The 23,458-nt window shown below is 59.2% G+C and carries 22 protein-coding genes and 1 pseudogene; 6 read left to right on the plus strand and 17 right to left on the minus strand.

Annotation, left to right across the window (positions count from 1 at the left end; genetic code table 11):
* The first annotated feature begins 112 nt into the window (after positions 1-112).
* Together ABLV04_RS02525 and ABLV04_RS02530 are read left to right on the plus strand one after the other, a co-directional pair.
* On the plus strand, positions 113-388 hold the full coding sequence (locus ABLV04_RS02525; protein WP_004206463.1) for a DUF1471 domain-containing protein: 276 nt from the start codon (positions 113-115) through the stop codon (positions 386-388).
* Positions 389-537: 149 nt separating this feature from the next.
* Complete coding sequence (locus tag ABLV04_RS02530) at positions 538-1,731, plus strand: MFS transporter (protein WP_023291728.1); 1,194 nt, start codon at positions 538-540, stop codon at positions 1,729-1,731.
* Positions 1,732-1,793: 62 nt separating this feature from the next.
* Here ABLV04_RS02530 and ABLV04_RS02535 read toward each other — a convergent pair.
* Positions 1,794-2,279, minus strand: a pseudogene (locus ABLV04_RS02535) (L-ribulose-5-phosphate 4-epimerase); the annotation flags it as partial.
* Positions 2,280-2,289: 10 nt separating this feature from the next.
* Positions 2,290-3,006 (minus strand): esterase, encoded by a 717-nt coding sequence (yjfP, locus tag ABLV04_RS02540; protein ID WP_023291719.1) that lies wholly within the window; start codon positions 3,004-3,006, stop codon positions 2,290-2,292.
* Between the two features lie 209 nt (positions 3,007-3,215).
* On the opposite strand from yjfP, the gene bsmA reads away from it, so the two are divergent.
* Together bsmA and yjfN are read left to right on the plus strand one after the other, a co-directional pair.
* The gene (gene bsmA, locus ABLV04_RS02545; protein ID WP_023291718.1) at positions 3,216-3,524 is read left to right on the plus strand and encodes a biofilm peroxide resistance protein BsmA; all 309 of its coding nucleotides are present in this window, start codon (positions 3,216-3,218) and stop codon (positions 3,522-3,524) included.
* A 137-nt stretch (positions 3,525-3,661) separates the two neighbouring features.
* On the plus strand, positions 3,662-3,937 hold the full coding sequence (yjfN, locus tag ABLV04_RS02550) for a DUF1471 family protease activator YjfN (RefSeq protein WP_004206450.1): 276 nt from the start codon (positions 3,662-3,664) through the stop codon (positions 3,935-3,937).
* On the opposite strand, the gene ABLV04_RS02555 is transcribed toward yjfN, so the two are convergent.
* The 6 genes from ABLV04_RS02555 to ABLV04_RS02580 form a co-directional block, all read right to left on the minus strand.
* A complete protein-coding gene (locus tag ABLV04_RS02555) occupies positions 3,928-5,565 on the minus strand; it encodes an isovaleryl-CoA dehydrogenase (RefSeq protein WP_348815309.1) in 1,638 nt (545 codons plus the stop codon). The two genes, yjfN and ABLV04_RS02555, sit on opposite strands and share 10 nt — an antisense overlap.
* Before the next feature lie 124 nt (positions 5,566-5,689).
* Entirely contained in the window at positions 5,690-6,421 is a 732-nt protein-coding gene (gene rlmB / locus ABLV04_RS02560) for a 23S rRNA (guanosine(2251)-2'-O)-methyltransferase RlmB (protein WP_002885669.1), read from the minus strand.
* Between the two features lie 77 nt (positions 6,422-6,498).
* The gene (gene rnr, locus ABLV04_RS02565) at positions 6,499-8,937 is read right to left on the minus strand and encodes a ribonuclease R (RefSeq protein ID WP_023291716.1); all 2,439 of its coding nucleotides are present in this window, start codon (positions 8,935-8,937) and stop codon (positions 6,499-6,501) included.
* Positions 8,938-8,973: 36 nt separating this feature from the next.
* Positions 8,974-9,399: a nitric oxide-sensing transcriptional repressor NsrR gene (gene nsrR / locus ABLV04_RS02570; protein WP_002885667.1), complete on the minus strand. Its 426-nt coding sequence runs from the start codon at positions 9,397-9,399 to the stop codon at positions 8,974-8,976.
* Between the two features lie 150 nt (positions 9,400-9,549).
* Complete coding sequence (locus ABLV04_RS02575; RefSeq protein WP_012543110.1) at positions 9,550-10,848, minus strand: adenylosuccinate synthase; 1,299 nt, start codon at positions 10,846-10,848, stop codon at positions 9,550-9,552.
* A gap of 102 nt (positions 10,849-10,950) precedes the next feature.
* On the minus strand, positions 10,951-11,148 hold the full coding sequence (locus ABLV04_RS02580) for a DUF2065 domain-containing protein (protein ID WP_002885664.1): 198 nt from the start codon (positions 11,146-11,148) through the stop codon (positions 10,951-10,953).
* Between the two features lie 223 nt (positions 11,149-11,371).
* On the opposite strand from ABLV04_RS02580, the gene ABLV04_RS02585 reads away from it, so the two are divergent.
* Entirely contained in the window at positions 11,372-11,662 is a 291-nt protein-coding gene (locus tag ABLV04_RS02585; protein WP_023291715.1) for a hypothetical protein, read from the plus strand.
* A gap of 83 nt (positions 11,663-11,745) precedes the next feature.
* Here ABLV04_RS02585 and hflC read toward each other — a convergent pair whose 3' ends face one another.
* From hflC to nnr, 9 genes are all read right to left on the minus strand, one after another.
* Positions 11,746-12,750, minus strand: coding sequence for a protease modulator HflC (hflC, locus tag ABLV04_RS02590; RefSeq protein WP_004192484.1), 1,005 nt, complete (start codon positions 12,748-12,750; stop codon positions 11,746-11,748).
* 2 nt (positions 12,751-12,752) lie between these two features.
* Positions 12,753-14,015: an FtsH protease activity modulator HflK gene (gene hflK, locus ABLV04_RS02595; protein ID WP_004206443.1), complete on the minus strand. Its 1,263-nt coding sequence runs from the start codon at positions 14,013-14,015 to the stop codon at positions 12,753-12,755.
* Between the two features lie 65 nt (positions 14,016-14,080).
* Positions 14,081-15,361, minus strand: coding sequence for a ribosome rescue GTPase HflX (hflX, locus tag ABLV04_RS02600; protein WP_004146725.1), 1,281 nt, complete (start codon positions 15,359-15,361; stop codon positions 14,081-14,083).
* Between the two features lie 75 nt (positions 15,362-15,436).
* Entirely contained in the window at positions 15,437-15,745 is a 309-nt protein-coding gene (gene hfq, locus ABLV04_RS02605; RefSeq protein ID WP_002885659.1) for an RNA chaperone Hfq, read from the minus strand.
* 92 nt (positions 15,746-15,837) lie between these two features.
* Positions 15,838-16,788: a tRNA (adenosine(37)-N6)-dimethylallyltransferase MiaA gene (miaA, locus tag ABLV04_RS02610; RefSeq protein ID WP_004206442.1), complete on the minus strand. Its 951-nt coding sequence runs from the start codon at positions 16,786-16,788 to the stop codon at positions 15,838-15,840.
* Entirely contained in the window at positions 16,781-18,640 is a 1,860-nt protein-coding gene (gene mutL, locus ABLV04_RS02615; RefSeq protein ID WP_085551710.1) for a DNA mismatch repair endonuclease MutL, read from the minus strand. The genes miaA and mutL overlap by 8 nt, the downstream gene beginning before the upstream one ends.
* A 10-nt stretch (positions 18,641-18,650) precedes the next feature.
* On the minus strand, positions 18,651-20,000 hold the full coding sequence (amiB, locus tag ABLV04_RS02620; protein ID WP_348815311.1) for an N-acetylmuramoyl-L-alanine amidase AmiB: 1,350 nt from the start codon (positions 19,998-20,000) through the stop codon (positions 18,651-18,653).
* Positions 20,001-20,016: 16 nt separating this feature from the next.
* A complete protein-coding gene (gene tsaE / locus ABLV04_RS02625; protein WP_032454629.1) occupies positions 20,017-20,478 on the minus strand; it encodes a tRNA (adenosine(37)-N6)-threonylcarbamoyltransferase complex ATPase subunit type 1 TsaE in 462 nt (153 codons plus the stop codon).
* Entirely contained in the window at positions 20,471-21,982 is a 1,512-nt protein-coding gene (gene nnr, locus ABLV04_RS02630; protein WP_348815313.1) for a bifunctional ADP-dependent NAD(P)H-hydrate dehydratase/NAD(P)H-hydrate epimerase, read from the minus strand. Before nnr ends, tsaE begins: the two co-directional genes overlap by 8 nt.
* Before the next feature lie 13 nt (positions 21,983-21,995).
* On the opposite strand from nnr, the gene queG reads away from it, so the two are divergent.
* A complete protein-coding gene (queG, locus tag ABLV04_RS02635) occupies positions 21,996-23,135 on the plus strand; it encodes a tRNA epoxyqueuosine(34) reductase QueG (RefSeq protein ID WP_080901610.1) in 1,140 nt (379 codons plus the stop codon).
* Positions 23,136-23,458: the final 323 nt, after the last annotated feature.

Here is a 23,458-nt window from a genome sequence, read left to right on the forward strand (position 1 = left end):
CAGAAAAGGTCGCGATACGCCGTTCAATCAGCGATTACACTTAAATCAGAAACCCAATGACCACAGGAGAGCCCCGAGTCAGCGTCAGGACTGTCAGTCAGGAGCGTAGTATATGAAACTGAAAATCATCGCCATGATGGCTGCGCTTTTCTTCAGCGCCAACGCGTTGGCAGCTATCCAAATCACCGAACGACAGGCCCGCAACATGGACGATGTGCAGAGCCTCGGCGTTATCTATATCAATCACAATATGGCCACTGAGCACGAGGCCGAACAGGCCCTTAGCCAGCTGAGCGATGCGCAGGGGGCGAAATATTTTCAGCCCATCCTGATGCACGAACCCGAAACCAACGGCCCGCTTCGCGCCAGCGCGGTGATTTACCGCTAATGCCAGGTCAATTCTTCGCCTCTCCTCGCGAGGGGCGAAGCAAGGCCAGCGGCTAAACGCAATTGAGAATTATTTTATAAACCAACTTATCAGCGTCATCGCAACCTGATTTAATCAGCCACTCGCCATTTGATATTCAGGAGTGATTGATGGTTCCGCGTTTCGCCACCTTAGGCCGCATCCCCAAAGGCGTTTGGGTACTCGGCGGCGTCAGCCTGCTGATGGATGTGTCGTCCGAGATGATCCACAGTCTCTTACCGCTGTTTATGGCCACCACCCTCGGCGCCAGCGTGATTATCATCGGTCTTATCGAGGGGCTGGCGGAAGCCACCGCCCTGATCCTGAAAATCTTCTCCGGCGCGATCAGCGACTACGTCGGTAAGCGCAAAGGGCTGGCGCTGCTGGGCTACGGCCTGGGCGCGCTCAGCAAGCCGCTGTTTGCCATCGCCCCGACCGCCGGCGTGGTGTTTAGCGCCCGCATGATCGACCGCGTAGGCAAAGGCATTCGCGGCGCGCCGCGCGACGCGCTGGTCGCCGACGTCACCCCACCGGAGATCCGCGGCGCCGCCTACGGGCTACGTCAGGCGCTGGATACCGTTGGCGCCTTTCTCGGCCCGCTGCTGGCGGTGCTGCTGATGTTTATCTGGGCCAACGATTTTCACGCTATATTCTGGGTGGCGGTTATTCCCGCCGTGCTCTCTATTCTCCTGCTGGGTTTTGGCCTGCAGGAGCCAAAATCCGCCATCGACCATCAACGCAGTAATCCGCTGAAGCGCGAAAATCTGCAAAAGCTCTCCGCCGCCTACTGGTGGGTGGTCGCCATCGGCAGCATCTTCACCCTCGCCCGCTTCAGCGAAGCCTTTCTGGTGCTGCGCGCCCAGCAGATGGAGATCCCGCTGTTTACCATTCCGCTGGTAATGGTGGCGATGAACCTGGTCTACAGCGTTACGGCCTACCCGTTCGGCAAGCTCTCTGACAGCATGAGCCACAGCAAACTGCTGCAGTGGGGACTGCTGGTGCTGATCCTCGCCGATATCGTGCTGGCCCTCAGCGCCCACTGGAGCACGCTGCTGGTCGGGGTCGCGCTGTGGGGAATTCATATGGGGATGACCCAGGGGCTGCTGGCGGCGATGGTCGCCCATACGGCGCCGCCGGCGCTACGCGGCACGGCGTTCGGTATGTTCAACCTGATGAGCGGCCTGGCGCTGTTGCTGGCCAGTACCGGCGCAGGCGTGCTGTGGGAAACCTTCGGCGCCGCTTCGACGTTTTACGCTGGCGCGATAATTTGCGTGGTCACGCTCATCGGCATGCGCGCTATGCCGTCGGCTTATCGTCAGGGCTAAAAACGGCTCCGGGGCCAGACCAGTTGCTTCACCGTGACGGTGAAAGCCTCGGAGCGCGTCGTTTACTTCTGCCCGTAGTAGGCGTTCGGCCCGTGTTTACGCAGAAAATGTTTTTCCATCAGCCAGCTGTCAATCGGCTGCAGCCGCGGATTAATGCCGCGGGCAATCCACGCCATGCGCGCCACCTCTTCCATCACCACCGCATTGTGCACCGCCTCGTGGGCGTCTTTCCCCCAGGAGAACGGCCCGTGCTGATAGACGACGATCCCCGGCATATGCAACGGGTTTGCCTCGCCCAGCGTTTCGATAATCATCTTCCCGGTGTTCAGCTCGTAGGCCTCATCCACCTCCTGCGCGCTAAGCGCCCGGGTGCAAGGGATATCACCGAAAAAGTAGTCCGCATGGGTGGTGCCGAGCGCCGGGATCGCCAGCCCCGCCTGCGCCCAGGCGGTAGCGTGCGTCGAATGGGTATGCACCACCCCGCCAAGGCCGGGATAACGGCGATAGAGCGCCAGATGGGTAGCGGTATCAGAGGAGGGACGCCAGCGTGATCCGCGTTTAAAGATGCTGCTGGAAAAAGGCGACCGTCGTGGCCAGCGCCTCCGGGGTGATGCGATGGCGGACGCCTTTCTGCCAGACGCAGGTCAGCCTGGCGGCAAGATCGCTCTGCCTGAGCGCCTGCTCAAGCCGGAAGGTCTCTGCCGGCGGCACCACGTCGTCGGCATCGCCATGCCAGAGCAGCAGCGGCCGCCGGGCGAGCGACGCCAGCTGATGACTGACATCCCACTCGCTGAGGCTGTCGCCATCAAAGCCAGGCGAGGGAAACAGGGTTTGCGACAGCGAACGAAAATAACCCGACCCCATCAGGCAGGCGACGCTGTTCAGCTCGGGATGATGCGTCATGATACCCAGGGCCGTCATTCCCCCCATCGACGCCCCCGCCACCGCTAGTCGCTCTCCTTCCAGCCAGCCTTCGGCGATAATCGCCTCGCGCAGCGCGGGAAACTCTCTGAAATTCTGCTGCAGGATCGGCCAGAAGCGCTGCATCCGCCCGGTCTCATCACCGTGATAGCGCGCGCCATGCTCCGGCGCGTCCGGCATAATCACCCGGAAACCCGCCTGGGCCAGCGCCACTGCAAAGTAGCTGTAAACCAGTTTTGACGAGGTAAAGCCATGATAAAAGACGATACAGGGCAGTGGCTTATCCAGACTCTCCTGCGGGCAGGCATGCAAAATTTCGCCACCGCCGAGGTTGCGCATTTCTAGTGCAATCATTTATCGTCTCCCTTCTCTATTGTGGTTAGGCGGCATGGGAAAATGCATTCACCAGGCAACCCCGTTTGCTACGATTCATAATGTTGAGAACCCGGTTACGCTTTCACAACATTTTCATTCGAAAATCGCGTCAGAGATAACAGTTCGGGAACATTCCCCGGAAATCCTGTTAAGGCTACCACTACACTATCACTATCAGGAAACGAGATATGGTTATGCGCAGGTTTTGTCCGTGGTTACTGGCTATCGTCCTCAGCGGGTGTAGCGCTCTGCAGGGAACGCCGGAAGCCCCGCCGCCCGCCACCGACCATCCGCAGGAGATCCAGCGCAACCAGACGGCTGGCCTGCAGAAAATGGCCACGGTGAGCGTACTGATGTACGGTTCGCCGATGGATGTCGAAGCGGCGCTGAAGGCCAAAGCAGAAGCGGCCAAAGCCGATTACTACGTCATCATCATGATCGATGACACCATGGTACCCGGCCAGTGGTATTCGCAGGCGATCCTCTATCGTCGATGACGAGGCGGCGTCTTTAAATCTGCTTTACACAGCTTTGCGTCCATTCACGTTCTCCTGTGCATAATAACGTTCGGCCAGCCACCTGGCAGGACGTTAGCAACGGACTGCCCTTGGGACTACGCGAAATGGAGCTGACGATGAAACGATCTTTTACCCTATCCAGCCTGCTGTTAACCACTGCGACGGCCAACACCTCCGCGCAGTCAGCCGAATTCGCCAGCGCGGATTGCGTCACCGGCCTGAATGAAATCGGTCTGATCTCCGTCGCTAATCTTTCCGGCAGCCAACAGGATGTGGAGCACGCCATTGCCCGCAAAGCGGACGAGCAAGGCGCCTCGTGGTATCGCATTATTCAGATGTACGAGGAACAACAGCCGGATAGCTGGCGCGTGCAGGCCATTCTCTACGCCTGAGGCGCCTGGCGCCCCCGCCCCATGGCCCGCAGCAGCAGGTCGTCAAGGGTCGGCGCGTCAAGACGTATGCCGCCGCGCGTGTCGAGCATCATCCGGCACCAGGCTTCGGCCAGCGGCGGCGAAGCGAAACGCAGCATCTGCGCCCCCGCCCCCAGACGATAGACCAGCCGGGCAATCTCTCTGCCCTGCTCTTCGGCGGGTCGTTTCAGCAATTGCTGCAGCTGACGCCATGCGCGCTCGAGATGGCGGTTCTGTCCTTTCACCTCCGTACACTCCGCGGCCAGCAGCTCCATCGCCGCCGGCTGCTTGCTCAGCACCCGCATCACATCGAGGCACATAATATTGCCGGAGCCTTCCCAGATGCTGTTGACCGGCATCTCGCGATACAACCGCGGCAGCTCACTCTCCTCGCAATAGCCGATCCCTCCCAGGACTTCCATCGCCTCAGCGACGAACGGGATGCCTGCCTTGCAGATGGCAAACTTGGCCGCAGGCGTAAACAGACGCGCCCAGGCGCTTTCCCGGGCATCATCCCGACGGTCCCAGGCCCGCGCCAGACGAAACAGGAACGCGGTTTGTCCTTCAAGACGGAGCGCCATTTGCCCCAGCAGCTGGCGCATCATCGGTTGATCGACCAGATTTTTACCGAACGCCTGGCGCTGTAGCGCATGATACAGCGCCACCGAGAAGGCCCGGCGCATCAGGGCATGGCTACCCAGCGCGCAGTCAAAGCGGGTCAGGCCGCCCATCCTGAGGATCTGCCGCACGCCGTCGCCCTCATCGCCCACCAGCCAGCCGCAGGCGTCATAAAACTCCACTTCGCTACTGGCGTTGGAGCGGTTGCCGAGCTTCTCTTTTAAGCGCTCCAGCCGCACGCCGTTGCGCTGTCCGTCGGGCAGCAGGCGCGGCACAAAGAAGCACGACAGGCCCGCAGGCGCCTGGGCCAGCACCAGGTGGGCATCGCTCTGCGGCACCGAGAAGAACCATTTGTGTCCCACCAGCCGGTAAAACCCTTCGGCCGTTTTCTCCGCGCGGGTGGTATTGCTCAGCACATCGGAGCCCCCTTGCTTCTCGGTCATCCCCATGCCAATCAGCAGGCCGCGCTTCTGGCCGCCCGGCGCGAGGTGGGGATCGTAACGGTCGCTCAGCAGCGGCGACAGCCAGTCGCCAAAAGGCGCAGGCAGGGCGTGCTGCAGCAGAGGCGTCGCGGCGAAGGTCATGGTAATCGGGCACAGCGTTCCGGCCTCTACCTGGGCGTGGAGCAGAAAGCGAGCGGCGCGCGCGACAAACGCGCCTTCACGGGCCTCCTCCTGCCAGGCGAGATTATGCACCCGGTTCGCGCACAGCCCCTGCATCAGCAGGTGCCAGGCGGGGTGGAAGCGAACGTCGTCCAGTCGGGCGCCGGTGGCGTCATAGCGCAGCAGCTCCGGCGGGTTGCTGTTGGCCAGGCGTCCCAGCTCCAGCGATTCTGCGGTCCCCAGCTGCTGGCCAATGCTGGCGAGCAGATCGCCATCCCAGCCGGCGCCTTCACGGACCACCGCTTCACGCAGGGCGGTATCAGACAGGAACAGATTGCTGTTATTCAGCGGGGTCGGTTGATTAAAAACGGTGTGCGTTTGCCAGTGCATCGTGTCTCCCTCCATCAATGGCGATAACCATAAGTATGGTTATCCAGGGAGATACTCGCCCGCGAGAGCGGTCACAAAAAAGCCATCCCGGAGGATGGCTTTTCAGTTCCGTCAGCGGATCAGCTTAGCTGCGCTGGCGTACCGCCTCAAACAGGCAGATGCCAGTGGCCACCGAGACGTTCAGCGAGGAGACGCTGCCCGCCATCGGGATGCTGATCAGCTCATCACAGTGCTCGCGGGTCAGGCGGCGCATACCTTCGCCTTCCGCGCCCATCACCAGCGCCATCGGCCCGGTCATTTTGCTCTGGAACAGCGTATGGTCGGCTTCACCTGCGGTTCCGACGATCCAGACGTTCTCCTCCTGCAGCAGGCGCATGGTGCGCGCCAGGTTGGTGACGCGGATCAGCGGGACGTTCTCCGCCGCGCCGCAGGCCACTTTCTTCGCCGTCGCATTCAGCTGCGCGGAACGATCTTTCGGCACAATCACCGCGTGCACGCCGGCAGCATCGGCGCTGCGCAGGCAGGCGCCGAGGTTATGCGGATCGGTCACGCCGTCAAGGATCAACAGGAACGGCTGATCGAGCTGCGCCAGCAGATCCGGCAGATCGTTCTCCTGATACTGACGCCCCGGCTTCACACGGGCAATGATCCCCTGGTGTACCGCGCCTTCGCTCTTCTCATCGAGGAACTGGCGGTTGGCCAGCTGAATCACCACGCCCTGCGCTTCCAGCGCGTGGATCAGCGGCAGCAGGCGCTTATCCTCACGGCCTTTCAGAATATAAACTTCCTGAAAACGCTCAGGTGCGCGCTCCAGCAGTGCCTGCACCGCATGGATGCCGTAAATCATTTCACTCATTGATGTACTCGTTTTAGGTTCTGTTATCCGCCCTTCACCCCGTTCTGCGTCAGCAGACTTCAGTGAAGGGTGGTCAATCACTCGGCGCTCTTCTTCTTTGCCGCGCGCTTGGCTTTGGTCGCGGCGGCGATTTTCTGCGTTTTCGCCGACGGTTTTTTCGCTTTCTTCTCGCCTTTCGGCTTCGCTTTCGCCTGGTCTTTTTCTTTGCGGAACGCGCTGTCCGGCTCGAAGTTCACCTGCTTACCAACCTGACGACGACGGCCGCCCGGTTTGCCGGAGGTGCTCTTTTTCGCTTTCTCACGGGCGGTTTTGCCGACATTACGCGGCGCGCGCTCGCTGGAGATCAGGGTAAAGTCGATTTTACGCTCGTCCATGTTGACCGCTTCCACACGGACTTCCACGCGGTCGCCCAGGCGATAGGTCTGCCCGCCGGACTCGCCGATCAGACGCTGCCCCACCTGGTCGAAACGATAGTAGTCGTTATCGAGGGAGGAAACATGCACCAGGCCGTCGATAAACAGATCGTTGAGACGAACGAAGAAGCCAAAGCCGGTCACGCTGGCGATAACCCCGGAGAAGATATTGCCTACCTGATCCTGCATGAAGTCACACTTCAGCCAGTCGGAGACTTCGCGCGTCGCTTCATCGGCGCGACGTTCGGTCATCGAGCAGTGCTCGCCCAGCTGCAGCATCTCTTCCATGCTGTAGTGCCAGCCGCCGGTCTCCGTGCTATTGCCTTTATGCCCCTGCTCTTTGGCCAGCAGATATTTGATGGCGCGGTGCAGCGACAGATCCGGGTAACGACGGATCGGCGAGGTGAAGTGGGCATAGGACTGCAGCGCGAGGCCAAAGTGGCCGCGGTTTTCCGGATCGTAGACCGCCTGCTTCATCGACCGCAGGAGCATCGTCTGCAGCATTTCCGCATCCGGGCGATCGGCGATGGAGGTCAGCAGTTCGGCGTAATCGCGCGGCTCCGGCTTGTTGCCGCCCGGCAGTTCCAGACCCAGCTCCGCCAGCACGCTGCGGAACGCGGTAATCGCCTCGGTGCTCGGCTTATCGTGAATACGGAACAGCGCCGGCTCCTGCGCCTTCTCAACGAAGCGCGCAGCGGAGATGTTCGCCAGGATCATGCACTCTTCAATCAGCTTGTGCGCATCGTTACGCTGGGTCTGTTCGATACGCTCGATACGGCGCTCGGCGTTGAAGATGAATTTAGCTTCTTCACTTTCAAATGAGATACCGCCGCGCTCTTCGCGGGCGCCATCCAGCACCTTGTAGAGGTTATGCAGTTCTTCAATATGCTTCACCAGCGGCGCGTAGTGCTCACGCAGCTCCTGGTCGCCCTGCAGCATATGCCACACCTTGGTATAGGTCAGGCGAGCATGTGAACTCATCACCGCTTCATAGAATTTATAACCGGTCAGACGGCCTTTTGACGAAATCGTCATCTCGCACACCATGCACAGGCGATCGACCTGCGGGTTCAGCGAGCACAGACCGTTAGACAGCACTTCCGGCAGCATCGGCACCACCTGCGACGGGAAGTAGACCGAGGTTCCGCGGCTGCGCGCTTCAGCGTCCAGCGGCGTCCCTGGACGCACGTAGTAGCTGACGTCGGCAATGGCTACCCACAGGCGCCAGCCGCCGCCGCGTTTCTTCTCGCAGTACACCGCGTCATCGAAGTCGCGGGCATCTTCGCCGTCAATGGTGACCAGCGGCAGGGAGCGCAGATCGACGCGCCCGGCTTTCGCCTCTTCCGGCACCTGCTCTTTCAGGCCGGAAACCTGGTTTTCTACCGCCGGCGGCCAGACGTATGGAATTTCATGGGTGCGCAGCGCCATATCGACGGCCATGCCGGTACCCATGTTGTCGCCCAGCACTTCGACGATTTTCCCCACGGCTTTGGTGCGGCGGGTCGGGCGCTGGGTCAGCTCGACCACCACCACGTAGCCCATCCGCGCGCCCATAATCTCTTCCGGCGGGATCAGGATATCGAAGCTCAGGCGACTGTCGTCCGGGACGACGAAACCGACGCCAGCGTCGGTAAAGTAGCGGCCAACAATCTGGCTGGTTTTCGGCACCAGGACGCGGACAATGCGCGCTTCGCGGCGGCCCTTACGGTCCGCGCCCAGCGGTTGGGCCAGCACCTGGTCGCCATGAATACAGGTTTTCATCTGCTCTGACGACAGGTAGAGATCGTCTTTGCGCCCTTCAACGCGCAGGAAACCATAGCCATCGCGGTGGCCGATAACGGTACCTTTGAGGAGATCAAGGCGCTCCGGCAGCGCATAGCACTGACGGCGGGTGAAGACCAGCTGACCGTCGCGCTCCATCGCGCGCAGGCGGCGGCGCAGCGCTTCGGTTTGCTCTTCGCCCTCGATATTTAACTCGATAGCCAGCTCATCGCGGCTGGCAGGCTTTTCCCGTTTGGTTAAATGTTCGAGGATAAATTCCCGGCTCGGGATTGGGTTCGCGTACTTCTCAGCTTCGCGTTCCTGGAATGGATCTTGTGACATATCGGTTCCTCCGTTGTCATCTCCGGCAGAGTGGCGTCACTCCACCAGCAATAATTTATAAAGCGGTTGATTCTTCTCAACCAAATCAGCCAGCGTATAGTTATCCAGTTCCTTGAGAAAACTCTGCGCGGCTTCAGCTAGCGCCTGTTTCAAACGACAGGCTGGTGTAATGTGGCAAAACTCGCTGCTGCAGTTGACCAGCGATAAGGGTTCAAGGTCGCGCACCACGTCACCGACGCGGATCTGTCCTGCTGGTTTGCCGAGGCGAATGCCCCCGTTCTTCCCCCGCACGGCAGTTACGTAGCCCATGCGACTTAACTGATTGATTATTTTAACCATATGATTACGGGAGACGCCATAGACCTCGGTCACTTCCGAGATACTGGTCATCCGTCCTTCCGGCAGCGACGCCATATAAATCAGCGCCCGTAGTCCGTAATCGGTGAAACTCGTTAACTGCACATAAACCTCAGGGAAAAGAAAACAGGGTATGTCGAGCGACATCATTATTATTGATGATAAACCAGCCAGCGCTCAGGCCGCTAATTTATTTAAAATGGGGCGGGCGAACAGCAAAAACAAGGGCGCCCGAACGGCGCCCCTTGCGAGTGATTATGCGTCGAACGGGTCGCGCAGAATCATGGTCTCGGTACGGTCTGGACCGGTAGAGATGATATCAACCGGAACGCCGGTCAGCTCTTCAATACGCTGGATGTAGTTCAGCGCTGCCTGCGGCAGGCCGCTGCGCTCTTTCACGCCGAAGGTGGTTTCAGACCAGCCCGGCATGGTTTCGTAGATAGGCTCGATACCTTCCCAGTTGTCGGCTGCCAGCGGAGTGGTGGTCACTTCGCGGCCATCCGGCATACGGTAGCCAACGCAGATTTTCACTTCTTTCAGGCCGTCGAGGACGTCCAGTTTAGTCAGGCAGAAGCCGGACAGGGAGTTAATCTGCACCGCGCGACGAACCGCGACGGCGTCCAGCCAGCCGGTACGACGACGGCGACCGGTGGTGGCGCCGAATTCGTTACCCTGCTTGCAGAGGAACTCGCCGGTTTCATCAAACAGCTCGGTCGGGAACGGACCCGCGCCTACGCGAGTCGAGTAAGCTTTGATGATACCCAGAACGTAATCCACATAACGCGGGCCCAGGCCGGAGCCGGTCGCCACGCCACCGGCGGTGGTGTTGGAAGAGGTTACGTACGGATAAGTACCATGGTCGATATCCAGCAGCGTGCCCTGAGCGCCTTCGAACATCACGAAGTCGCCACGTTTACGCGCCTGATCCAGCAGGTCGGAAACGTCCACCACCATGCCGGTCAGGATGTCGGCAATCGCCATCACATCGTCCAGCACTTTCTGGTAGTCAACGGCTTCTGCTTTGTAGAAGTTCACCAGCTGGAAGTTGTGATATTCCATCACTTCTTTCAGTTTATCGGCGAAGGTTGCTTTATCGAACAGATCGCCAACGCGCAGACCGCGACGAGCGACTTTATCTTCGTAAGCCGGGCCGATGCCGCGACCGGTGGTGCCGATAGCCTTCGCGCCGCGCGCTTTTTCACGTGCCACGTCCAGCGCCACGTGATAGTCAAGGATAAGCGGGCAGGCTTCAGAGAGCAGCAGACGCTCGCGAACCGGGATACCACGGTCTTCCAGGCCCTTCATCTCTTTCATCAGCGCAGCCGGAGACAGCACGACGCCGTTACCGATGATGCTGGTGACGTTTTCACGCAGAATGCCTGATGGAATAAGATGGAGAACGGTTTTTTCACCGTTGATTACGAGAGTATGGCCGGCGTTGTGACCACCCTGGTAGCGCACAACATATTTAGCCCGTTCTGTCAGGAGATCGACGATCTTCCCTTTACCTTCGTCACCCCATTGGGTGCCCAGTACGACGACGTTGTTACCCATTTTTCAAAATCACCGTTTGCTTAAAAATGGATTCTACCATCGCTTTTTCAGAGTTACAGCACTTTTTGCATCCAAAATAAGGCAAATCCGACCACTTTTTGATCAGCCAATCGATTTCCTCAACATGTAGTAGATCACAATCCCGGCAACCACAAGTCCGCCGCCAAAGCGCCGCAATAAATTATCCGGGAGCTGGCTCAGGCTGGCGACCATCTTGCGCCAGGCGCGCGGATAAAGTAGCGGGCCAAGCCCTTCGAGTACTAAAACCAGCGCCAGCGCCAGCCAAATGGTGGAGTTCATCGTCAACCCTAATTGAAAAGTATCATCGCCGCCTTCGCAGGCGTCATCGGCCAGCACAGTGAATTCATTCACTCATTTCACATTGTCCCGTATTTCAGCTTCATTATGAACCAGCAAAGTGAAACATAATTCACAACTAATTGTATTGATGGATATTTTTTAAACTGTAACTATGCCGTCGCGTACTACAACCCGGTACGTCTACATAATCAGGAAGATTATCATGAGAGAATTAACCGCATTTGAAATCGAAAATGTGAGCGGCGCAGGTTGGTTACAGGATGGCCTGGCCTCCTTAGGTAGTAAGGTCGGCGCCGCCGTATGGACCATGGGCACCGATGCCCTGAGCATCAACCTGCCGCTGCTTGGCACCATTAATCTGGCCGATCTGGCGCCGGATCTGGGCAAAACCCTGGGCGAAAGCGTTGGCTCATCTATCGGCGGCACCATCGAGAGTACGCTGGCGAGCCTGCCGGTGATCGGCGGCCTGCTGAACAAGCTGCTCGGCAACTAATTCACGCCGTCGTAGCATAAAAAAAGGCGCCTGTCTCAGGCGCCTTTTTGCATTAACCACTGTAGGTTACTGTCATCTTCGACTTATTTACGCACCGAATCCGGTGAACGCATATAGCGGAAGAAATCGCTATCCGGGCTCAGGACCATGACATCCTGATTGCTCTGGAAGCTCTTCTCATAGGCGCGCAGGCTACGAATAAAGGAATAGAAGCCCGGATCCTGGCTGAACGCGTCGGCAAACAGTTTTGCCGATTCCGCATCGCCTTCACCACGCAGGATACGGCCCTGGCGCTCGGCTTCCGCCAGCGTCTTGGTGACTTCATAGTCCGCGGTCGCGCGCAGTTTTTCCGCCTCTTCCTGACCCTGTGAACGGTGGCGACGAGCAACCGCTTCACGCTCCGCGCGCATACGGTTGTAGATCGCTTCCGACACTTCCGCCGGCAGGTTGATCTGCTTGATACGCACGTCGACGACTTCAATACCCAGCGCCGCCATACTGTTCGGGTTGATCACCTGCACTTTGCCGTTGGTTTCAGCTTCCACGCGCTCTGCCGCTTTGGCAATCGCGTCGTCAGCTGCCGGCGTGCTAACCTCGTCTTCCGTACCGGCCGACCCTGAGTTCAGCGCATCACGCACTTCCAGCGTCAGGCGGCCACGGGAGTCGGTGACGATGTCTTTCACATCCAGACGGCCGATTTCAGAACGCAGACGGTCCGAGAATTTACGCTTCAGCAGCACCTCTGCCTGGGAGACGTCGCCGCCGCCGGTGGCCAGGTAGTAACGGCTGAAGTCGCTGATGCGCCATTTAATATAGGAGTCGACGATCAGGTCTTTCTTCTCTTTGGTGACAAAACGGTCAGCCTGGTTATCCATGGTCTGAATACGCGCATCCAGCATTTTCACCGATTCGATAAACGGGATCTTGAAGTGCAGGCCTGGCGCGTATACCAGCGGCTTGTTTTCGTCGTCGCGCAGAACTTTACCGAAACGCAGCGTGATACCGCGCTCGCCCTCCTTCACGACAAAGACTGACATGTAGAGCACTACCAGCACGATGACAATGATCGCGATAACAGATTTACGCATCGTTATTCCCCCTGACGCTGGTAGTCGTTACGCTGCGCGTTAGCGCGGCGTTGGTCCATAATGCTACCCCCGGTTGAGCTCGAGGTTGATGAGGTGCTGGCGCTGCCAGTGCTGGATGCAGGCGGCAGACGCAGCAGATCGCTGGCGTCACTGCTATCGCTCTTTGCTGCCGGCGCAGCGGCGCCTTTCAGCATCTGGTCCAGCGGCAGAACCATCAGATTGCCGTTTTTGCTGTCATTAACCAGCACTTTACGGGTGTGGCTCAGCACTTTTTCCATCGTTTCGATGTACAGACGCTCGCGGGTAATCTCCGGCGCGGCTTTGTATTCCGGCAAGATCTTAGCAAAGCGAGCCACTTCACCCTGGGCTTCCAGGACGGTCTGGGTCTTATAGGCGCGTGCCTCTTCGAGGATACGCTGCGCCTGACCATTCGCGCGCGGCTGGACTTCGTTGGTGTAAGCCTCCGCTTCACGAATGTACTGCTGTTCGTTCTCACGCGCGGCAATGGCATCGTCAAACGCGGCTTTCACCTCTTCCGGCGGACGTGCCGTCTGGAAGTTGACGTCCAGCAGAGTGATGCCCATGTTGTACGGGCGAATCGTCTCTTCCAGCTCACGCTGAGTATCGCTACGGATCACGGTACGACCTTCGGTCAGAATGCGATCCATGGTGTATTTACCGATCACCCCGCGCAGCGCGCTGTCGGTGGCCTGACGCAGGCTGTCGTCCGCGCTGGTGACGCTAAACAGATAGCGCTCCGGATCGGTGACGCGGTACTGCACGTTCATCTCAACGCGCACCACGTTTTCGTCAGAGGTCAACATGACGCCGGACGCCGCCAGTTCACGTACCGACTCCACGTTCACTGCCTGCACGTTATCGATAAAGGTCGGCTTCCAGTTCAGGCCCGGCTCAACCAGATGGCTGAACTTACCAAAACGGGTGACCACGCCGCGTTCGGCTTCTTTAATAGTATAGAAACCGCTGGCCGCCCAGATAATCACTGCCGCCGCGGCAACGATGCCGACAATACGCCCGCCCATCGGTCCGCGAGGTCCCTGCGCGCTATTGCCGCCGCCCAGTCCGCCCTTGCCGCCGCCGAGCCCGCCAAGTTTTTTACTTAACTTGCGGAAGATATCATCCAGATCCGGCGGCCCCTGCTCGCGACCGCCTTTGTTGCCATTTCCCTCAGAGTTGCCGCCAGGTTTGCTGCTCCCCCACGGGTCGCGGTCCTGTCCGTTATTACCGGGCTGATTCCACGCCATGTATATGCTCCATATTTGTTTTTGATATCCCCACAGGGGTCAATATCTTCAGGCAAGCTGCAAGGTCAAACCACATAGTCAACAAGCGTTGGCTCTTGCTTACAGAGGCGCCGCCAGTCAACGATCGGCATGCGCACCTGCAGACTCACGCTGCCGTCATCCTCCATCCACTCTTTTTCTATCGCCTGAAGCTGATAGAAACGGCTTCTCAGTCGCCCTTCTTTCGGCGGTAAGCGCAGCGTATGCTGGGCCACTTCACCGGAAAGGCGCTCCGTTAACGCCTGAAAAAGCAGTGGTACGCCAACCCCGGTCTGAGCGGAAAGCCAGACCCGAATCGGTTTATTTTCATCGTCGCGATCGATGCGCGGTTCAAAATCGTCCAGCATGTCGATTTTGTTCATCACCAGCAGCGCCGGGATCTCATCGGCCTCAATTTCAGCGAGAACCGTATTTACCGCATCAATGTTTTCCTGCACGCGGACATCCGCCGCGTCAATCACATGCAGCAGCAGCGTCGCCTGACGCGTCTCCTGCAACGTCGCTTTAAACGCGGCCACCAGATCGTGCGGCAGGTGGCGAATAAAGCCGACGGTATCGGCCAGCACCGTTTCGCCGACGTCAGGGACGTCAATGCGGCGCAGCGTCGGGTCCAGGGTCGCGAACAGCTGGTTCGCGGCATAGACCTCGGCGGCGGTGATCTGGTTAAAGAGCGTTGATTTTCCGGCGTTGGTGTAGCCCACCAGCGACACGGTTGGAATATCGGCTTTCGCGCGCGACCGCCGCCCCTGCTCACGCTGTTTTTCGACTTTTTCCAGCCGCGACAGGATCTGCATGATGCGGTTACGCAATAAACGACGGTCAGTTTCGAGCTGGGTTTCACCCGGGCCACGCAAACCGATCCCGCCCTTTTGTCTTTCAAGGTGGGTCCAGCCGCGGACAAGGCGGGTCGCCATATGGCGCAGCTGCGCCAGCTCGACCTGCAGTTTCCCTTCATGGGTGCGCGCGCGCTGAGCGAAAATATCTAAAATAAGACCGGTACGATCGATAACCCGGCATTCGCACAGGCGTTCCAGGTTGCGTTCTTGCGCCGGACTCAGGGCATGATCGAAGAGCACGACCGAAGCGCCGGTCGCTTTAACGGCTTCCGCAATTTCGACTGCCTTACCTTCACCAACAAAATACTTCGGGTGCGGTGCTTTACGGCTACCGGTAATCACCTGCATTGCTTCGACACCGGCGGAAGAGGCCAGAGTTTCAAACTCCTGGAGGTCTTCCATATCTTTGTCTTGCGAAAAATAGATGTGTACCAGTACCGCCTGCTCACCGGCGTCATAACGGTCAAACAAGCGTAAACCCCTTATAAAATACCAGCGGGGAACACAGAAAACCTGGCTCCCCGGCGTGGAAAAACAGCACTAGCCTTATTCGGCGTCGTCGCTGTCTTGTTGTGGCGCAGAAGAGCCCTGCGCGCTACCACCGTGGTGATAGTTACTGGAACCGCCGCCAGCATTGTTGCTGTGGTGAGACACCGGGCGAGACGGGACAACAGTAGAAATTGCGTGCTTATAGACCATCTGGCTGACCGTGTTCTTCAACAGGATCACGAACTGATCGAAAGACTCAATTTGCCCTTGCAGCTTGATACCATTCACCAAATAAATAGAAACCGGAACGCGTTCCCGACGCAAAGCGTTCAGGAACGGATCTTGTAAAGATTGCCCCTTAGCCATTCTCTCTTTTCCTTATATGTATGCTTGTTTTGTACTCAGAACCTTACGATTCTCAAAAAAAATTACGCACGATACCGTTTAATTGTACACGTTCAGTTCTGGCTCGCACCAACAACCTGTAATACTTTGTTGAGCGCTTGTTCAGGTTGTTCACTGTCTAACCAGTGCACACCTTCCCAACCGCGCAGCCAGGTGACCTGACGTTTGGCTAACTGTCTCGTGGCGCAAACACCTCGATAAACCATCTCATCATATGGGATCTCGCCATTGAGATATGACCACATCTGGCGGTATCCGACACAACGGATGGAAGGCATATCCGTATGCAAATCTCCGCGGGCAAAAAGCGCCCGTACTTCTGCTTCAAAACCTGAAGCTAACATCTGATGAAAACGCTGTTCTATGCGTTGATGGAGCAGTTCACGGCTCGCCGGGGCGATGGCGAACTGATGCACCTGATATGGCAGAGCGTCTCCTGACGTTTGCGTCAGTTCCGTTAAAGTTTTACCCGAAATGAAAAAAACTTCCAGTGCCCGGGAAAGCCTTTGCGGATCATTTGGATGAATACGCGCAGCCGCCACGGGATCGATCTCCTGTAACTGCTGATGTAACGCGTTCCACCCCTGCTCTGCGGCCTGTTGCTCAATCCGCGCTCTGACCTCTGGGTCAGCGGACGGTAAGGGCGACAATCCTTCCAGCAACGCTTTGAAATACAACATCGTCCCGCCGACTAACAGCGGAATTCGCCCGGCGGCGACAATTTCCGCCATCGCCGCCAGCGCATCGCGGCGAAAATCCGCCGCGGAATAGGCCTCTGCAGGATCCAAAATATCCAGCAGCCGGTGCGGCGCGGCGCTCAGCTCTGCGGCATCCGGTTTGGCGGTGCCAATATCCATTCCCCGATAAATGAGGGCGGAATCAACACTAATCAACTCTACTGGCAAAACTTTACGTAAGGCTATCGCCAGCGCGGTTTTGCCGGAGGCCGTCGGGCCCATTAAAAAAATTGCCTTGGGCAGGCTCGCCTCGGTTACATCATTCATCTTTCAGGGCATTCATCGCCGAATGGAGATCTACAGGTTGTAACAGGCCACCCGGCGGCGTTCTCACCAGCTGCGGGCAAAGACGCTCAACGTCCGCCAGCAGCGCAATCGCCTGCGCCATATTCCATGACGTCTGTTCGCTCGTCAGATTACGCGCCATCCATTGGGCGATATTGCCGACGTCGAATGCGTTTTGCTGCGCCAGGTAGCCTATCAGTTCAGGAATCAAGATTTGTAAATTTTGTTGTCTTAAGGGTAAAGGGACCGCGCGCACCGTCACGTGCAGGGCATCGGTATGCATATCGATCCCCAGCTGCGTCAGCGCCGGCTGCGCGGCGGCCAGCGCCTGTTTTTCCCCTTCCGTCACTTTTAACCGCAGGGGGATCAGCAGCGGCTGGGCACAGACGGCCTCTGCTCCCGGGGTTAACTGCGCCTGGCGCAGCCAGCGCTCGGCAACGGTCAACGACAGCAGCGCCAGGCCGCCCTCGCGCTCGAGCAGCGCGCAGTCGCGGCTCACAATCGTCAGCACTCTGCCAAAGCTCTGGCTGTGACCGGCCAGTTCCGCCGCGCCCGGAGTCTGTAACGCGGGCTTTGGCGCCGTTGGCGTGTCGAGCAACTGACGATAAAGCGCCCCTTGCTGCTTCTGGTAACCCGGCTGCGCGTGCGGCCAGCTCGCGCCGCCCGGCCTGCCGCTGGAGGCCGCAGACTCACGCGATGGCGTGATGCTGAAACGGGTTGCCGGTTCACGCGCTTCCGACGGCCGCGCAAACTGGTTGCCGCCCGCCGCGATCCGGTTCTCCGGCATCGCACGGGGCGCCGGCGGGTCGTCTTTTTCCGCCAGCGGCGCGTCAAGTTGCTGCTGCAGCACGCTCAGTACGCCCTGGTAGATAAAGTCATGCACCAGGCGCGACTGATGGAAACGCACCTCATGCTTGGCCGGGTGGACGTTCACATCCACCTGATGGGGATCGATCTCCAGATACAGCACAAACGCCGGCTGCTGATCGGCCCCCAGTTTGTCTTCACAGGCCTGGCGGATAGCGTGGTTGATCAGCCGGTCGCGCATCATCCGCCCGTTAACATAGCAATACTGAATTTCCGCCAGCGCAGGGGTGGTATGCAGCGGATCGGCGACCCAGCCGCGCAGGGTCAGATCGCCATGCTGCCACTCAATCGCCAGGGCATGTTCAAGAAAGGCGGCGCCACAGATGGTTCCCAGCCGCCGCTCCCGCTGGCCATCCTGAGCGACTGCCCGATACTGGCGCATCACCTTGCCGTTATGGCTGAGGTTGATGGTGACGTCGAAGCGCGCCAGCGCAATGCGGCGGACCACCTCGTCAATGTGGCCGAACTCAGTCTTTTCGGTACGCATAAATTTGCGCCGCGCCGGGGTGTTGTAGAACAGATCGAGGACTTCCAGGGTGGTGCCGACCGGGTGCGCCGCCGGCTTCACCGTCACCGCCTGATCGCGGCCTTCGGCATACGCCTGCCAGGCTTCCTGCTGTTCCGCCGTGCGCGAGGTGAGCGTCAGACGCGCCACCGAGCTAATACTGGCCAGCGCTTCGCCGCGAAAGCCGAGGCTGATAATGGCTTCGAGATCGTCGAGCGAGGCGATTTTGCTGGTCGCGTGGCGAGCCAGGGCCAGCGCCAGCTCGTCTTTTTTGATGCCGCAGCCGTTATCGCGAATGCGAATGAGCTTCGCGCCGCCGCGTTCGATATCAATATCAATTCGCGTAGCGCCCGCATCAAGGCTGTTTTCAACCAGCTCTTTCACCACCGACGCGGGCCGTTCCACCACTTCGCCGGCGGCAATCTGGTTGGCGAGCTGCGGCGGCAGAACCTGAATCGGCATCCCCTGCTCCTTAGTTAATCAACATCCCGCCTGGCGCTGCGGCGCTGGCGGTCTGCGCCGCCTCGCCGCGAGGCGCCGACTGCAGCGGATGCTGCATAAAGTAGTTGCGCAGACCGTTGTAAATCGCCTCCGCAATCTGCTCCTGGTAATCATCGCTCCCCAGCAGCCGTTCTTCCCCGTTGTTACTGATAAAGCCTGTTTCCACGAGGATCGACGGAATGTCCGGCGAGCGCAGTACGCCGAGGCTGGCATGCTCAGGACGGCGCTTATGCAGATTGCCAATCCGCTGCAGCTGGCTGAGCACGTTAGTCGCCACATCGTAGCCGACGCGCTGGGAGTGACCGAACTGCAGATCCAGCACCGCCTGGCTCAGGTAGGGATCGGCCTGGCTGTTCGCCAGCACATCGCCCGCGCCGCCGAGCAGTTCAGACTGCTTCTCATGCTGCTCCAGCCAGCCGGCCATTTCACTGTTGGCGCGACGGTTCGAGAGCACCCATACCGAGGCGCCGGTGGCATCGCGGTTTGGCGCGGCGTCGGCATGGATTGAGACGAGGAAGTTGGCGTTTTGCTTACGCGCCACATCCGAGCGCCCCATTACCGAAATAAAGTAATCCCCGTCACGGGTCAGCACTGGTTTAAACTGCGGATCGGCGTTCAGCAGCGCCCGCAGCTTGCGCGCGATAGCGATAGTCACGTTCTTCTCTTTGGTGCCATTCGGGCCAATCGCGCCAGGATCCTGACCGCCGTGCCCGGCGTCGATGGCGATAATCACCTTATCCTGCGCCGACACCGTGCGGGCCGCCGGACGGGTCACGGTCTGATTGTTGGTCATCGCCGGCTGAGAGGGGGTCATCAGCGTCTGCCGATCGTGGCCCGACGAGCTAAACGGATTGCGTCCCGCCGTCGCCGTCCGGGAAGGCATTACCGGCGGCGGGTCGGCCCGTTTCACCACCACAGGAGGCGGCGGCGGCGGCGCGTCGGCGTTGATGGTAAAGACCACCGTGTAATTCGCCCCGTTCTGCTGCTTCACCGCCCGGGTTTTGCCATCTTCCGTCAGATCCACCAGCAGACGCAGCGTCTGCGTATCCTGCGGCGTACCGGCGCGAATACTCTTCACCAGGTTGCTGCCGCTAAATTTCAGCGGCAGTCCCTGCAATACGCCGGTCTGCTTGATATCCAGCGCCACCAGTCGTTTGCCCTGCGGGGTAAAGGAATACTCCGGTTCACCGACAAAGCTAAGAGTAATACGGGCCTGCTGGTCTCCGTTGGAGACCTGGATATCGGATAAACTCGCCGCAGTGGCGTGAAGACTCGACAGCATCAGCGCAGCGGCAAGCCAGGTGGTTATGCGATACTTCATCCCGTCATCCTTCAGGCTAAATGGCTAAACGCGCCAGTAAAGATTCACCCCGTGAGGAGATCGCGGTCATGCGCGCCTCACGCCCTTGTGCCTGGTAATCAAGGTGAATTTCAACGTCCGGGTCAGGCAGGACACCTGCGCCTTGCTGCGGCCATTCCACCAGGCAGATGGCATCGTCGGCAAAATAATCGCGGATCCCCATAAATTCCAGCTCCTCAGGATCCGCCAGGCGGTAGAGATCGAAGTGATACACCATCAGTTTGTCGAGGGTGTACGGCTCCACCAGGGTATAGGTAGGGCTTTTGACATTGCCGCGGTGACCGAGCGCCTGTAAAAAGCCGCGGCTAAAGGTGGTTTTCCCCGCGCCTAAGTCACCATACAGGTAAATCACGGTGGCGCCGGTACAGGCCTGCGCAATACGGTCGCCCAGGGCCAACGTGGCCTGCTCATCGGGTAAAGGAATCACTCGGTTAATCATGGTCTACGTCAATCACATCCGGGTTAACAACACGCCTGAGCGTGGAAAAGAGATCGGTCGCCAGCATACCGCGGGTGCCCTCGCGGGCGGCCAGTCGGTCGGCGGCATCGCCATGCGCGACGCACCCGGCACAGGCAGCATCATACGGCGTCAGGTGCTGTCCTAACAATGCGGCGATAATGCCAGTGAGCACATCGCCCATTCCGCCGCTGGCCATCCCGGCATTGCCGGCGTCGATAATGCCCATCGCCCCGCTTTCACTGGCCACCACCGTGCCCGCGCCTTTCAGCACGACCACGCCGCCATACCGTTTTACCAGACGCTGCGCAGAAAGTAAGCGATCGCTTTCAATTTCTGCCACGCTGACGTTCAGCAGACGGGCCGCTTCGCCGGGGTGCGGCGTCAGCACGCGATTGTGACGTTTATCGGGATTGAATGCCAGCAGGTTCAGCGCGTCTGCGTCCCAGACCATCGGTTTGTTAACACTTTCCACCATGCGCAGGGCGCTGCGTCCCCACTCGTTCTGCCCCAGTCCCGGGCCAATCGCCACCACATCCGCCCATTCCAGCGCGGCTTTCAGGGTCTGCGGCGTCAGTTCATCCACCATTAATTCCGGCCGGGCGGTGACAATGGGCGCCACATTCTCAGGGTGAGTGAGCACTCGCACCAGCCCTGCGCCAGCGCGTAAAGCCGCTTCACCGCACATGCGAATCGCGCCTGCCGTGCCGCGATCGCCGCCGACGATCGCCAGCTTGCCGTGATCGCCCTTATGGGAGGTAGCCCGGCGCGGCGGCAGCCAGTCGGCAAGGTGGGCGGCGCAAAATCGCGTCAGGGGGGTACTTTGTCCGGCGAGCCAGCGCTCAAGCCCCAGCGCATGATGGTGGAGCTGCCCGACGACATCCCGCGCCTTGCCGGTCAGCAGCCCCGGCTTGAGCGCAATAAACGTCAGCGTATGGTCGGCCTGAATGACCGCCCCCGGCGTCGCGCCGGTCTGCGCATTCAGGCCGGAAGGGATATCCAGAGCCACCACCGGCGCAGGATGGTGGTTCGCCTGGTGGATGAGCGCCGCGATGGCTTCGCGCGGCGCACTGCGCAACCCGGTGCCAAGCAGGCCGTCAATAATCAGTGAGATATCGTCTGGCCAGGGGACAGTGTCCGCATGGATCACACCGCCGGCGTTAAGCCATGCCTCCCGCGCCGCCTGCGCCTCTTCCGGCAGCGGGTTGTCACTCTCCACCGCCAGCAGCGTCACCCGCCGCCCGGCGGCCTGGGCCAGACGCGCGACGACATATCCGTCGCCGCCGTTGTTGCCATGCCCGCAGAGGATCAGCCAGTGCGCCCTGTCAGGAAAAGCGCGGCTGGCCAGCTGGAACGCCGCCTCGCCCGCGCGCTGCATCAGTTCAAACAGCGTCAGTCCCAGGCTGTCCGCCGCCTCTCGTTCGGCCAGGCGCAGCGCCTCCGCAGGCCAAATGTTGTATGGTATACTGTCAGGGTTTTTCGTCATTGTATGGTCCATCATGTCACAGCCCCTCGATCTCGTTCAGTTAGCGCAACAAATCAAACAATGGGGCACAGAGCTCGGGTTCCAGCAGGTCGGTATCGCCGATACCGACCTTAGCGCCAGTGAACCCAAACTGCAGGCATGGCTGGATAAACAATACCACGGCGAAATGGAGTGGATGGCCCGTCACGGTATGATGCGCGCCCGCCCCCACGAACTGCTGCCCGGTACGTTACGCGTCATCAGCGTGCGGATGAACTATCTGCCCGCCAACGCCGCCTTTGCCCGCACCCTGAAAGATCCCGCGCTGGGTTACGTCAGCCGTTATGCCCTTGGGCGTGATTATCATAAGCTGCTACGTAATCGCCTGAAAAAACTGGGTGAGAAGATTCAGGAACAGTGTGCTTCGCTCAATTTTAGACCTTTTGTCGATTCCGCGCCTATCCTGGAGCGGCCCATCGCAGAAAAAGCGGGCCTTGGATGGACAGGTAAGCACTCACTTATCTTAAGCCGCGACGCCGGCTCCTTCTTTTTCCTCGGCGAACTGCTGATTGACCTGCCCCTGCCGGTCGACAGCCCGGTCGCGGAGGAGTGTGGACGCTGCGTCGCCTGCATGACCATCTGCCCCACCGGGGCCATCGTCGAGCCCTATACCGTCGACGCCCGCCGCTGCATCTCCTATCTCACCATCGAACTGGAAGGCGCGATCCCGGAGGAATTCCGTCCGCTCATCGGCAACCGGATCTATGGCTGTGACGACTGCCAGCTCATCTGTCCGTGGAACCGTTTCTCACAGCTCACCGATGAAGAGGATTTCAGTCCGCGCCAGGCGCTGCATGCCCCGCCGCTGGTGGAGCTGTTCGCCTGGAGCGAATCGTGGTTTCTGAAGGTGACCGAAGGGTCGGCGATTCGTCGCATTGGTCACCTGCGCTGGCTGCGTAATATCGCCGTCGCGCTGGGTAATGCGCCCTGGGATGAAGCCCATCTTCGCGCGCTGGAGAGCCGCCTGGGCGAGCACCCGCTTCTCGACGAACACATTGAGTGGGCGATGGCCCAGCAGCTGAAAAAGCGGAGCGCCGACGCCGTCGAAGTACAGCTGCCGAAAAAATTACGTCTGGTCAGGGTGGTAGAGAAAGGGCTGCCGCGCGACGCCTGATTCATTCACAGGCTGTGAATAAAATCTAAAACACATTGCGTTTCAAGGCGCAGACCGAGGTCAAGTGATCGGATTAACATTTCGAAATGAAATTTAATTGTTAAATTTCAATTAGATATAAAGATATTATTTACAAAGCGAAGCATTTACGCCGTCAGAGACGAAACGACAACCTGTGGATAACTCTGTTCACAGTATTTCTGCAGACCAAACGAAAATCATCCCCGGCGCTGGATTGCACTGTGGATAAATAAGAGATGGAAGAAAATTTGGAGCGGGAAACGAGACTCGAACTCGCGACCCCGACCTTGGCAAGGTCGTGC

This window comes from Klebsiella sp. JN_Kp127 (assembly GCF_040062505.1).
Classification (GTDB): Bacteria; Pseudomonadota; Gammaproteobacteria; order Enterobacterales; family Enterobacteriaceae; genus Klebsiella; species Klebsiella quasipneumoniae.

Bases quoted from the DNA above. Each gene is read 5' to 3' on its own strand.
- ABLV04_RS02585 (WP_023291715.1), top strand. From the start codon at position 11,372: ATGAGAGAATTAACCGCATTTGAAATCGAAAATGTGAGCGGCGCAGGT.
- ABLV04_RS02555 (WP_348815309.1), bottom strand. From the start codon at position 5,565: ATGCACTGGCAAACGCACACCGTTTTTAATCAACCGACCCCGCTGAAT.
- hflK (WP_004206443.1), bottom strand. From the start codon at position 14,015: ATGGCGTGGAATCAGCCCGGTAATAACGGACAGGACCGCGACCCGTGG.
- nnr (WP_348815313.1), bottom strand. From the start codon at position 21,982: ATGACGAAAAACCCTGACAGTATACCATACAACATTTGGCCTGCGGAG.
- miaA (WP_004206442.1), bottom strand. From the start codon at position 16,788: ATGAATGATGTAACCGAGGCGAGCCTGCCCAAGGCAATTTTTTTAATG.
- ABLV04_RS02575 (WP_012543110.1), bottom strand. From the start codon at position 10,848: ATGGGTAACAACGTCGTCGTACTGGGCACCCAATGGGGTGACGAAGGT.
- rlmB (WP_002885669.1), bottom strand. From the start codon at position 6,421: ATGAGTGAAATGATTTACGGCATCCATGCGGTGCAGGCACTGCTGGAG.
- ABLV04_RS02580 (WP_002885664.1), bottom strand. From the start codon at position 11,148: ATGAACTCCACCATTTGGCTGGCGCTGGCGCTGGTTTTAGTACTCGAA.
- ABLV04_RS02530 (WP_023291728.1), top strand. From the start codon at position 538: ATGGTTCCGCGTTTCGCCACCTTAGGCCGCATCCCCAAAGGCGTTTGG.
- amiB (WP_348815311.1), bottom strand. From the start codon at position 20,000: ATGAAGTATCGCATAACCACCTGGCTTGCCGCTGCGCTGATGCTGTCG.
- yjfN (WP_004206450.1), top strand. From the start codon at position 3,662: ATGAAACGATCTTTTACCCTATCCAGCCTGCTGTTAACCACTGCGACG.
- mutL (WP_085551710.1), bottom strand. From the start codon at position 18,640: ATGCCGATTCAGGTTCTGCCGCCGCAGCTCGCCAACCAGATTGCCGCC.
- queG (WP_080901610.1), top strand. From the start codon at position 21,996: ATGTCACAGCCCCTCGATCTCGTTCAGTTAGCGCAACAAATCAAACAA.
- hflC (WP_004192484.1), bottom strand. From the start codon at position 12,750: ATGCGTAAATCTGTTATCGCGATCATTGTCATCGTGCTGGTAGTGCTC.
- tsaE (WP_032454629.1), bottom strand. From the start codon at position 20,478: ATGATTAACCGAGTGATTCCTTTACCCGATGAGCAGGCCACGTTGGCC.
- hfq (WP_002885659.1), bottom strand. From the start codon at position 15,745: ATGGCTAAGGGGCAATCTTTACAAGATCCGTTCCTGAACGCTTTGCGT.
- yjfP (WP_023291719.1), bottom strand. From the start codon at position 3,006: ATGATTGCACTAGAAATGCGCAACCTCGGCGGTGGCGAAATTTTGCAT.
- bsmA (WP_023291718.1), top strand. From the start codon at position 3,216: ATGGTTATGCGCAGGTTTTGTCCGTGGTTACTGGCTATCGTCCTCAGC.
- ABLV04_RS02525 (WP_004206463.1), top strand. From the start codon at position 113: ATGAAACTGAAAATCATCGCCATGATGGCTGCGCTTTTCTTCAGCGCC.
- rnr (WP_023291716.1), bottom strand. From the start codon at position 8,937: ATGTCACAAGATCCATTCCAGGAACGCGAAGCTGAGAAGTACGCGAAC.